General features: G+C 66.5%; 9 protein-coding genes. 1 reads left to right on the forward strand and 8 read right to left on the reverse strand.

Annotated features, from left to right (window positions below):
* Window positions 1–93: 93 nt before the first annotated feature.
* The 8 genes from ACO6VM_RS13955 to ACO6VM_RS13990 all read right to left on the reverse strand — a co-directional run bounded on the left by ACO6VM_RS13955 (window position 94) and on the right by ACO6VM_RS13990 (window position 9,328).
* Complete coding sequence (locus ACO6VM_RS13955) at window positions 94–1,098, reverse strand: diguanylate cyclase (protein ID WP_422403432.1); 1,005 nt, start codon at window positions 1,096–1,098, stop codon at window positions 94–96.
* Between the two features lie 51 nt (window positions 1,099–1,149).
* Window positions 1,150–2,163: a chemotaxis response regulator protein-glutamate methylesterase gene (locus ACO6VM_RS13960; protein WP_125857651.1), complete on the reverse strand. Its 1,014-nt coding sequence runs from the start codon at window positions 2,161–2,163 to the stop codon at window positions 1,150–1,152.
* On the reverse strand, window positions 2,160–4,454 hold the full coding sequence (locus ACO6VM_RS13965) for a hybrid sensor histidine kinase/response regulator (protein ID WP_422403433.1): 2,295 nt from the start codon (window positions 4,452–4,454) through the stop codon (window positions 2,160–2,162). Before ACO6VM_RS13965 ends, ACO6VM_RS13960 begins: the two co-directional genes overlap by 4 nt.
* Window positions 4,451–5,119, reverse strand: a complete 669-nt coding sequence (locus tag ACO6VM_RS13970) for a chemotaxis protein CheW (protein ID WP_422403434.1) — start codon at window positions 5,117–5,119, stop codon at window positions 4,451–4,453. The genes ACO6VM_RS13965 and ACO6VM_RS13970 overlap by 4 nt, the downstream gene beginning before the upstream one ends.
* A complete protein-coding gene (locus ACO6VM_RS13975; RefSeq protein ID WP_422403435.1) occupies window positions 5,116–6,363 on the reverse strand; it encodes a CheR family methyltransferase in 1,248 nt (415 codons plus the stop codon). Before ACO6VM_RS13975 ends, ACO6VM_RS13970 begins: the two co-directional genes overlap by 4 nt.
* Complete coding sequence (locus ACO6VM_RS13980; protein WP_422403436.1) at window positions 6,360–6,881, reverse strand: chemotaxis protein CheW; 522 nt, start codon at window positions 6,879–6,881, stop codon at window positions 6,360–6,362. Before ACO6VM_RS13980 ends, ACO6VM_RS13975 begins: the two co-directional genes overlap by 4 nt.
* Window positions 6,882–6,886: 5 nt before the next feature.
* On the reverse strand, window positions 6,887–8,509 hold the full coding sequence (locus ACO6VM_RS13985) for a methyl-accepting chemotaxis protein (protein ID WP_422403438.1): 1,623 nt from the start codon (window positions 8,507–8,509) through the stop codon (window positions 6,887–6,889).
* Window positions 8,510–8,638: 129 nt separating this feature from the next.
* A complete protein-coding gene (locus ACO6VM_RS13990) occupies window positions 8,639–9,328 on the reverse strand; it encodes a tellurite resistance TerB family protein (protein WP_110995522.1) in 690 nt (229 codons plus the stop codon).
* A gap of 214 nt (window positions 9,329–9,542) precedes the next feature.
* Here ACO6VM_RS13990 and ydcS point away from each other — a divergent pair, with 214 nt between their 5' ends.
* Entirely contained in the window at window positions 9,543–10,682 is a 1,140-nt protein-coding gene (gene ydcS / locus ACO6VM_RS13995; protein WP_422403437.1) for a putative ABC transporter substrate-binding protein YdcS, read from the forward strand.
* Window positions 10,683–10,746 lie beyond the last annotated feature (64 nt).

Below are 10,746 nucleotides of genomic sequence, written 5' to 3' on the forward strand. Positions count from 1 at the left end.
TGTCAAAGCCGCTACCGCCGGGAGCGCTGCGCGCCCCTTTCGCGGCACAAGGCCGCTCCTACAAGGGATGGCGTCAGCGTGAGGATGCCGCGCTCAGGCAATGCCCACCTGGTTACGGCCGTTGTTCTTGGCCTGATACAACCCCTTGTCCGCCGCCGAGATCAACTGCCGGCAATGGCTGCCAACGGCCGGCGTCTGGGTGGCCAGGCCGATGCTCACGGTCAAGTGCGAGCCGTGCTCGGGCACAGTGTGGGCAATGTTCAAGCCCATGATGGTCTGACGCAACTTCTCGGCAATCAGCCGCGCGCCGCCCGGCGAAGTATTGGGCAGCACCAGGGCGAACTCCTCGCCACCGTAGCGCGCCGGCAGGTCGCTGGGCCGTGAGCAGCTGCCGCGGATGGCCTCGGCCACCTGACGCAGGGCCTCATCACCGGCCAGGTGGCCGAAACTGTCGTTGAACGCCTTGAAGTAGTCGACATCGATCATCAAAAGCGACAGCTGCTGCTGTTCGCGAATGGCCCGGCGCCATTCCAGCTCCAGGTACTCATCGAAATGGCGGCGGTTGGACAGCCCGGTCAGGCCGTCGGAGTTCATAAGCCGCTGCAGCATCAGGTTGGTGTCCAGCAACTGCTGCTGGCTCACCCGCAAGGCGCGGTAGGCCTCGTCGCGCTGCAGCAGCGTCAGGTACGAGCGCGAGTGGTAGCGGATGCGTGCCACCAGCTCGATGGTATCGGGCAGCTTCACCAGGTAGTCGTTGGCCCCGGCAGCAAAGGCCGCGCTCTTGACCAGCGGGTCTTCCTTGGTCGACAGGACGATGATCGGAATGTCCTGAGTGGCCGGGTTGTTGCGGTACTCGCGCACCAGGGTCAGGCCATCGAGGCCCGGCATGATCAGATCCTGGAGGATCACCGTGGGCTTGATCCGCATGGCCTGGGCCACCGCCTGATGCGGGTCGGCGCAGAAATGGAAGTCGATGTTCTCCTCATAGGCCAGGCCACGGCGCACCGCTTCGCCGATCATTGCCTGATCGTCCACCAGCAGGACCATCGCCGCGCCTTCGTTGATGGTCGTGAAACCTTCGATCGGTAGATCATTCATTGCTGGTCACCCGGTCACGGCCGGCCAGGCGGCGTGCCTCAATACTTGTCGTCATTTCGAAAAGAGTTCCGTCAGTCGCCCGGCGATGCGTTCCAGCGGGCGGATTTCCACTGCGGCATCGATGGCCGCAGCGGCCTTGGGCATGCCGTATACCGCACTGCTCTGCTGGTCCTGGGCAATGGTAAGAAAACCCTGCTGACGCATCAGCTTCAGGCCCTGGGCGCCATCGCGGCCCATGCCGGTGAGCAGTACGCCCACCGCGTCGCCCGACCAGTAGCGCGCCACGCTTTCGAAGAACACGTCGATCGAAGGCCGGTAGATTTCATTGACCGGCTCGGCAGTGTAGGCCAACTGACCGTTATGCAGCAGGCGTATATGGTGGTTGGTGCCGGCCAGCAGGACCTGCCCCGGCTGCGGTGGCTCGCCTTCGCGGGCCAGGCGTACCGACTGACCGCTCGCCGTGCTGAGCCATTCGGCCATGCCGCCGGCGAATACCTGGTCGACGTGCTGGACCAGCACGATGGCCGCCGGGAAGGCCTTCGGCAGCCCCTTGAGCAAAACCTCCAGTGCCGCCGGCCCGCCAGCCGACGAGCCGATGGCCACCAGGCCGCGGCGCTGGGACGCCTCACGCAAGGGGGTACGCACCGGCTGTGGGGCGCTGGGCCGCTGCTGGCCGATCAGCCAGCCGATATTGAGGATCTTGCGCAACAGCGGCGCCGCCGCCTCACGGGCATCGCCCGCGCCCAGTGCCGGCGTGTCGACCACGTCCAGGGCCCCGTGGCCCATGGCCTCGAATACCCGGTGCACGTTCTGCTTGCGGTCGACCGTGACGATGACGATGGCGCAGGGGGTCTCGGCCATGATCCGCCGGGTCGCCTCGACGCCGTCCATCACCGGCATGATCAGGTCCATCAGGATCAAGTCCGGGAGCTGTTCGCTACAGCGTTGCACCGCCTCGGCGCCGTTGCCGGCGACCCACACCACCTCATGCGCCGGCTCGAAGGCCAGCGCTCGGCGCAGGGCCTCCACAGCCATGGGCATGTCATTGACGATGGCGATCTTCATCCCTGGGCACCTCCGATCAGCTCCTCTACGGCGTCCAGCAACGCATCGTCATGGAAGCTGGCTTTGGCCAGATAATAGTCGGCGCCGGCATCAAGTCCACGACGCCGGTCTTCTTCCCGGTCCTTGTACGACACCACCATGACCGGCAGCGATTGCAGGCGCTGGTCGCGACGCACCAGGGTGACCAGTTCGATACCGTCCATGCGCGGCATGTCGATGTCGGTGATCAGCAGGTCGAAGTCATCGCTGCGCAGGGCGTTCCAGCCATCCATGCCATCCACCGCCACGGCCACTTCGTAGCCACGGTTGCCCAGCAGCTTGCGTTGCAGTTCGCGCACGGTGAGCGAGTCATCGACCACCAGCACACGCCGACGTGCAATGCCTCGGCCGTGCTGGCCGCCACGTTCGATACGCTCCAGGCGGCCGGTGCTGAGCAGCTTGTCCACCGAGCGCAGCAGGTCCTCGACATCGATGATCAGCACCACCGAGCCATCGTCGAGCAAGGCGCCGGAGGAAATGTCCTGGACCTTGCCCAGCCGCGGGTCGAGCGGCATCACCACCAGCACCCGCTCGCCGATCAGGCGCTCGACGGCCACGCCGTAAAGCTGGTCGCGCTCGCGAATCACCACCACCCGCAGGCTCTGGCCCGCGTCCTGTGTCGCCGGCCGGTTGAGCAACTGGCTGGCGGCGACCAGGCCGATATGCCGGTCCTCGTGCCAGAAATGCTGGCGCCCTTCGATCTGCACGATGCTTTCGGCCGGCACATCGAGGGTTCGCTCGATATGCGCCAGCGGGAAGGCATAGGCCTCGCCGCCCACCTCCACCACCAGGCTGCGCACCACCGACAGGGTAAGCGGCACCTCCAGGTGGAAGCAGCACCCCTGCCCGGCCACCTGGGTCAGCTCGATCGAGCCGCGCAGCTCGCGGACCATGTGCTGCACCGCATCCAGGCCAACCCCGCGCCCGGACACTTCGGTGACCGTATCGCGCAGGCTGAAGCCGGGCAGGAAGAGGAAGGTGAGCAGCTCGGCCTCGCTCATCTGCGTCACGGTTTCGGCCGGCGACAGCGCGCGTTCGACGATGCTGCGGCGCAAGCGCTCAAGGTCGATGCCGGCGCCATCATCGGCCAGTTCCAGAATCAGCAGCCCGGCCTGGTGCGAGGCGCGCAGGCGCACGGTGCCTTCGCCGGGCTTTCCGGCCAGCAGGCGCCTTTCGGGCAGCTCGATGCCATGGTCGACGGCGTTGCGCAGCAGGTGGGTCAGCGGCGCTTCGAGCTTTTCCAGCACGTCGCGATCGACCTGGGTCTTCTCGCCTTCGACCAGCAGCCGCACCGGTTTACCCAAGGAGCGCCCCAGGTCGCGCACCATGCGGCTCTGCCCGGTCAGCACATCGGCAAACGGGCGCATGCGGCAGGCCAGCGCGGTGTCGTACAGCAACTGAGCGCGTTGGCTGGCCTGCCAGCCGAACTCGTCGAGGTCGGCAGCCTGCTGCAGCAGGATCTGCTGGGTTTCGGCAAGCAGTTGCTGGGTCTGGGCCAGGGCATCGAGTACTTCCGGGCCCTGGCCGCTGTCTTCGAGCTGCGCTTTCAGCCCGTCCAGGGCGCGCATGCCCTGGCCGTGCATGCGCTTGAGGCGCTGCAAGGTCGCCAGATAAGGCTTCAGGCGCTGTGTTTCGACCAACGACTTGCTCGACAGGTCGAGCAGGCTGTTAAGCCGGTCGGCAGTAACCCGCAGCACGCGCTCGCTACCCTCGCCACCGCGCTTGCCGGCCCTCGGCCGGACGACCGGATCGGCTTCGAGCTCGGCGGCCGGTTCAGGCTCAGGCTCCATGGCCGGCGGCGGCGCGACCATGGCTGGCGGCGTTGCAGCCGACAACGGCGGCGCGACCTGCGTGGCCGACGGCGGCGAATCCAGCAGCGCGGCCATCTGGGTGAGGAACACCGGCACCAGGCCTTCGCCTGCCGGGTCGCCCGGCGTGGCGATGCGCATCAGCAGGTCGGTGCCTTGCAGCAGCGCGTCGATATGCTCCGGGCGCAGCAGCAGGCGGCCCTCCTGTGCAGCCACCAGGCAGTCTTCCATCACATGGGCGACGCTGACGCCGGCGTCGATGCCGACGATCCGCGCCGCGCCCTTGAGCGAATGGGCCGCACGCATGCAGGCCTCGAGCTGGTCAGGCTGGGCAGGGTTGCGCTCCAGTGCCATCAGGCCGGCACTGAGCACCTGGGTCTGGGCTTCGGCCTCCAGGCTGAACAGCTCCAGCAAGGAAGCGTCGCGCATTTGCTCCGGGGTCATGACAGGCTCCGCTTCACGGCTTGCAGAAGGTGTTGTTCATCCAGGACCCGCACGCTGCGGCCCCGCCACTGCAGCACCGCAGCGGTGAAGTGGGCGGTATCGCGGCCCTCCTGCAGGTGCTCAGGGTCCAGCCGGTGAATGCCATCGATTTCCGCCACCGGCACCACCACCGGGCCCCCTTCGGCAGCCAGGATCAGCATGCGCGGCATGACCCGCCCACTGCGCTCGATGCTGGCCTCGCCCGGCACGTTCAGCAGGTCCGCCAGCGACAGGCACGGCACCAGCGCACCGCGCACGTTGGCCACCCCTTGCAGTACCCGCGAGCGCTGATGCGGCAACGAATGCACCGGCTGCAGCGGGGCGATTTCGGCGAGGCAGGCCGTGGCCAGCGCCAGCCATTCCTCACCCAGCCGGAACAGCAGCATGGAGCGACCGACGGCGCACTCGGCCTGCGGCAGTGTTTCGTCCTGTTCGTCGAGCACCTGCGCGTAGCGATCCAGCAAGCGCGTGGCGGCCGCCGCATACACCTCGCAATTGCGGCAGTGGATGTGCCGCTCCAGCAGCGTGCACTGCTTGTCGCCGTGCACGCCGATGCGGTTCCAGCAATCGTCGATGGCCTGGCCATCGTCATGGGCGATCAGTTGCATGTCGTATCCCACGCTCATCGTTCAGCCTCCCGGCCGGCCCTGGCCGCGCGCTCCTGCAGGCGTCGGGCGCCCGCCTCGTCGCCTTGCGAGGCCAGCAGGGCTGCCAGGTGCATCAGCGCCTCCGGGTGCTGGGGCTGCAGGTACAACGCCTTGCGGTAATGGGTGATGGCCTGCGTGGCATCGCCCTCGGTATCGCTGAGCAGCCCCAGCCAGTAGTAGACCTGCGCCTTGGGTTCGAACTGGCGCAGGTAACGCTCGCAGTCACTGCGGGCCTGCTGGCTGTCGCCGGCGTTGGCGTGCCGGGCGATGGCCGCCAGCAGCTGCGCTTCGTTTTCCCGCGGCTCGGCAGCCACTGGGGGGGCCATCAACGGCCTCGCCGGGCGCTGGGGCAGCGTGACCACTTTGGGCAATGGCGGCGCCAACGGGCGCATGGCCGGCAAGGGTCTGCTCGGCGGGGCCGGTACGGGGTCAGCCTGGCGCACATAGGCGAACGACTGGGCGATACCCAGAGGCCGCATGCCCAGGCGCGCCAACAGGCTGCCCTCGGCCGGGCCGATGAACAGCACGCCCTGGGCGTGGGTAAGCTGCTTAAGTACCTCGAACACCCGTTGCTGGGTGGGCACATCGAAATAGATCAACAGGTTGCGGCAGAACACGAAGTCGTACTGGCCGTCTCGGGCCTTGAGCGCCGGGTCCAGCACGTTGCCGACTTTCAGGCTGACCTGCCGGCGCACCCGCTCGTCGAGCTGGTGGGCCTCGGCGGTTTCGCTGAAGTGCCGCTCGCGGAAGGCCAGTTCGCTGCCACGGAACGAGTTGCGCCCGTACAACGCCTGCTCGGCCTTGGCCACCGAATTGGGGCTGATGTCGATGCCATCGACACTGAACGCTTGCGCCGCGACCCCGCCATCGAGCAGTGCCATGGCGATGGAATAGGGCTCTTCACCGGTCGAGCACGGCAGGCTGAGGATGCGCAGCGGCCGGGCACCGGCCAGTTCGGCCACGCGTTTGTGGGCCAGGTCCACCAGCGCGGTAAAGGATTCGGGGTAACGGAAGAACCAGGTTTCGGGGACGATGACCGCCTCGATCAGGGCCTGCTGCTCGGCCGTGGACTGTTGCAGGCGCAGCCAGTAATCGTCCAGGTCGGTGGCCTGCAGGGCAACGCAGCGCTGGCGCAAGGCGCGCTCGATCATCGGCGCCCCGACCGACTCCACGTCCAGGCCGATACGCTCCTGCAGGAAGCGGAAGAACCGTTGCCCGGTCATGTCGGCACCTGCCCGACTTCGCTGGGGTACAACAGTTGGCGGACCGCAGCCGGCAGCAGATCGTCGACGCGAATACGCTGCACCAGCCCTTGCGCGTCCTGACGCACCGGCCCCAGGTAAGGGGCTTCGGCGTTGTCCAGGCCATAGGGCTGGAACTCGTCGGGCCGGCAACGCAGGGTCTCGGTGGCCTGCTCCAGGATCAGCCCCAGTTGCAGCTCGGGGCGCTGCGGGTCGCCACGGTAATGCACCAGCACCAGGCGGGTGCTGCCGCGCGAAACGGCCGGAGCGCCGAAACTCAACGCCGACACATCGATCACCGGCACCAGCGCGCCACGGTGGGCGAGCACGCCGACCACCCAGGCCGGGGCCTGGGCGATGGGCTTGAGCGGGCGACGCGGCAGTACTTCGATCACTTCGCGCACGTCCAGGGCGAAGCGCTGCGCGGCGATCCGGAACTGCAGGTACAGCGCGCCCTTGGCGGTGGCCGCGCGGTCCTCACGGGGGGACAGGTCGGTCATCGGCGTCAGACTTTGAAACGCGATACACCGCCACGCAGCCCGGCGGCCACCTGGCTCAGCTCGTCGATGGCGAAGCTGGCCTGGCGCAGCGATTCCACGGTCTGGGTGCTGGCGTCGCTGAGCTGGGCCAGGGCCTGGTTGATCTGTTCGGCGCCGGTGGCCTGGGCCTGCATGCCTTCGTTGACCATCAGCACACGCGGTGCCAGGGCCTGCACCTGGTTGATGATCTGGCTGAGCTGTTCGCCCACTTGCTGCACCTCGAACATGCCGCGGCGCACCTCTTCGGAGAACTTGTCCATGCCCATCACCCCGGCCGACACCGCCGACTGGATCTCGCGCACCATCTGCTCGATGTCGTAGGTGGCCACGGCGGTCTGGTCGGCCAGGCGGCGCACTTCGGTGGCCACCACGGCGAAGCCACGGCCGTACTCGCCGGCCTTTTCCGCTTCGATGGCGGCGTTGAGCGACAGCAGGTTGGTCTGGTCGGCAACCTTGACGATGGTCACCACCATCTGGGTGATATTGCTGGCCTTCTCGTTGAGGATCGCCAGCTTGGCGTTGACCAGGTCGGCGGCGCCCATCACCTGGTGCATGGTCTCTTCCATGCGCGCCAGGCCCTGCTGGCCGGCACCGGCCAGGCTCGAGGCCTGGTCGGCCGACGAGGTGACTTCGGTCATGGTGCGCACCAAGTCACGGGAGGTGGCGGCGATCTCGCGCGAGGTGGCGCCGATCTCGGTGGTGGTGGCGGCGGTTTCGGTGGCGGTCGCCTGCTGTTGCTTGGAGGTGGCGGCAATTTCGGTGACCGAGGTGGTCACCTGCACCGACGAGCGCTGGGCCTGCGACACCAGGCCGGCCAGCGACTCGGCCATCTCGTTGAAGCCGCCTTCGATGGCGCCGAATTCGTCCTTGCGGTCCAGGCTCAGGCGCATGCTCAGGTCGCCCGAGCGCAGGCGGTCGAGGGCATGCACGATGCGTTGCATGGGCGCGCTGATCGCGCGCATCAGCAGCAGGCCGCAGATACCGGCGGCGACGATCGCCAGCAGCAGCGAGACGATCATGCTGCCCTTGGCGGTGTTCACGGCGCTGACGATTTCGTTGGTGGCGGCATCGGCCGATTCGCGGTTGCGCTCGATCACCCCGTTCAGGTGCTTGCGCCCATCCACCCAGGCCGGGGTGAGTACTTCGGCGATCAGGCGCTGGGCTTCGACGTAGTTCTTTTGCCGGTAGGTCTCCAGTACCTGGTCGACGATCTTCACGTAGCCCTCCTCGAGGCGGGTGAAGTCGTCGAAGGCGGCCTGGTCGGCGGCGTCGCGAATAGTGGTCTGGTAACTGGCCATGTGCTGCTTGAGGCGGTCATCGAAGCTCTTGAACAGCTCCATGTCGGCCGAGGTGATTTCGCGGTGGTTCGACAGGCCCACCAACTGCTGGCTGGTGACGTAGCTGTCGACCCAGGCACTGCGAATCATCGAGCTGTAATAAACGCCGGGAATGCTGTCGGACCCCACCGCTTCCTCACTGGATTCGATCGCCACCAGCCGCGAGTAGGCGGCCACGATCATCAGCAGCATGATGGCGATGATCACGGCGAAACTTGCCAGGATCCGTTGGCGCAAGGTCCAGTTCTTCAACATTCAGCCCTCAGGAATTCGATACGAGCGGGAAAAATCGCCGAAGTATAGCCCAGGCGTCCTACGCATTTGCGGCTGAATGCTGCTGTATTCAGGCCTCCTTGCCTATCGATGTGGCCATTTGCTTGTTCACTGGCCTGCGGCAAGCCTGACCTGGCTCTCCAACTCCTGGCGCAAGGCCGGGTCCAGGCGCAACTGGCGCGCCAGTTCGTCGAGGTAGGCGCGCTCCATGAAGTTTTCCTGGTCGACCATCATCACGCTGGCCAGGTACATCTCGGCGGCCATTTCCGGGGTTTGCGCGGCGCGGGCCACCTCGGCAGGGTCCAGCGGCTTGTTCAGCTCGGCGTGCAGCCAGTGCTGCAGCTCGCGGTCGCTGTCCAGGCGGGTGAACTCGCCCTCGATCAATGCCCGCTCACGTTCGTCGATATGGCCATCGGATTTGGCCGCCGCCACCAGTGCCCGCAGCACCGCCTGGCTGTGCTGCTCGGCCTGGGCCGGGGGCAGGCGGTCCAGCGTCTGTGGCGGCTGGTCGCCTGCACCCTGGCGCGCCTGCCAGTTGCCATAGGCCTTGTAGGCCAGCACCCCGAGCGCGGCCAAGCCACCGTAGGTGAGCGCCTTGCCGCCATATTTGCGGGCCTTCTTGTTACCCAGCAGCAAACCCATGGCGCCGGCCGCCAGGGCACCACCGCCGGCACCGGAAAGCAGGCTGCCCAGCCCGCCGTTGCCTGCAGGTTTGTGCCCCGAGCCTTTGCTGGCCTGGCTGTTGAGCAGTTCCTGGCCGGACTTGAGCAGTTGGTCGAGCAGACCTCGGGTATTCATCTGGCATGTCTCCGCGTGTACGAAAAAGTGGCCACCAGAGTAGGACGGCGCACGGGTTTCTCCACCTGTGCAAATGCTTCCGGATGTTGCATCAGCGATTGATAAAAGCGATCTAGACTCGACTCAGTCGCTAAAAATCATAAGCAGTCAGCCACCTGACCGCCGCTTTGCTTGACGTCTGCCCCGACCACAATTGCCAACAAGAGGGAACATCATGTCAGTGCACAAGACCATTTTGCTCGGCGCCCTGCTCGCCAGTGCCGGCGCCCAGGCCGCCGGGCTGCCCCAGAAGCTCGGTGCCGGCGAGGGGCAACTGGACATCATCGCCTGGCCCGGCTACATCGAGCGCGGTGAAAGCGACAAGGCCTACGACTGGGTCACCGGCTTCGAGAAGGAAACCGGCTGCAAGGTCAGCGTGAAGACCGCCGCCACTTCCGATGAGATGGTCAGCCTGATGACCAAGGGCGGCTATGACCTGGTGACCGCCTCGGGCGATGCCTCGCTGCGGCTGATCGCCGGCAAGCGGGTGCAGCCGATCAACACCGCGCTGATCCCCAACTGGAAGAACCTCGACCCACGTCTGCACAACGGCGCCTGGTACGTGGTCAAGGACCAGGTGTATGGCACGCCCTACCAGTGGGGACCGAACGTGCTGCTGTACAACACCAACGTGTTCAAGCAGCCACCCACCAGCTGGAGCGTAGTGTTCGAACCGCAAAACCTGCCCGACGGCAAACCCAACAAGGGCCGCGTGCAGGCTTACGACGGGCCGATCTACATTGCCGACGCGGCGCTCTATCTCAAGTCCGCCAAGCCTGAGCTGGGTATCCAGAACCCCTACGAACTCAGCGAGGCGCAGTACAAGGCGGTACTCGACCTGCTGCGCCAGCAGCAGCCGCTGATCCACCGCTACTGGCACGACGCGACCGTGCAGATGAGCGACGTGAAGAACGAGGGCGTGGCCGCCACCAGTTCGTGGGGCTACATGGTCAACGGGCTGCAGGCCGACAAGCAGCCGGTGGCCTCGGTGGTGCCGAAGGAAGGCGCCACCGGCTGGGCCGACACCACCATGCTGCACAGCGAGGCCAAGCACCCCAATTGCGCCTACAAATGGATGGACTGGTCGCTGCAGCCCAAGGTGCAGGGCGACGTGGCGGCCTGGTTCGGCTCGTTGCCGGCGGTGCCTGCGGCCTGTACCGGCAGCGAATTGTTGGGGGCCGAGGGTTGCAAGACCAATGGCTTCGACAACTTCGACAAGATCGCCTTCTGGAAAACCCCGCAGGCCGAGGGCGGCAAGTTCGTGCCCTATAGCCGCTGGACCCAGGACTACATCGCGATCATGGGCGGGCGGTAAGGGCCATCGCGGGGCAAGCCCGCTCCCACGGTGATTCCGTGGGAGCGGGCTTGCCCCGCGATCA

The sequence above is a fragment of the Pseudomonas sp. GZD-209 genome (genome assembly GCF_049310485.1).
Lineage (GTDB): Bacteria > Pseudomonadota > Gammaproteobacteria > Pseudomonadales > Pseudomonadaceae > Aquipseudomonas > Aquipseudomonas sichuanensis.

Bases quoted from the DNA above. Each gene is read 5' to 3' on its own strand.
- ACO6VM_RS13970 (WP_422403434.1), bottom strand. From the start codon at position 5,119: ATGAGCGTGGGATACGACATGCAACTGATCGCCCATGACGATGGCCAG.
- ACO6VM_RS13975 (WP_422403435.1), bottom strand. From the start codon at position 6,363: ATGACCGGGCAACGGTTCTTCCGCTTCCTGCAGGAGCGTATCGGCCTG.
- ACO6VM_RS13980 (WP_422403436.1), bottom strand. From the start codon at position 6,881: ATGACCGACCTGTCCCCCCGTGAGGACCGCGCGGCCACCGCCAAGGGC.
- ydcS (WP_422403437.1), top strand. From the start codon at position 9,543: ATGTCAGTGCACAAGACCATTTTGCTCGGCGCCCTGCTCGCCAGTGCC.
- ACO6VM_RS13960 (WP_125857651.1), bottom strand. From the start codon at position 2,163: ATGAAGATCGCCATCGTCAATGACATGCCCATGGCTGTGGAGGCCCTG.
- ACO6VM_RS13965 (WP_422403433.1), bottom strand. From the start codon at position 4,454: ATGACCCCGGAGCAAATGCGCGACGCTTCCTTGCTGGAGCTGTTCAGC.
- ACO6VM_RS13955 (WP_422403432.1), bottom strand. From the start codon at position 1,098: ATGAATGATCTACCGATCGAAGGTTTCACGACCATCAACGAAGGCGCG.
- ACO6VM_RS13990 (WP_110995522.1), bottom strand. From the start codon at position 9,328: ATGAATACCCGAGGTCTGCTCGACCAACTGCTCAAGTCCGGCCAGGAA.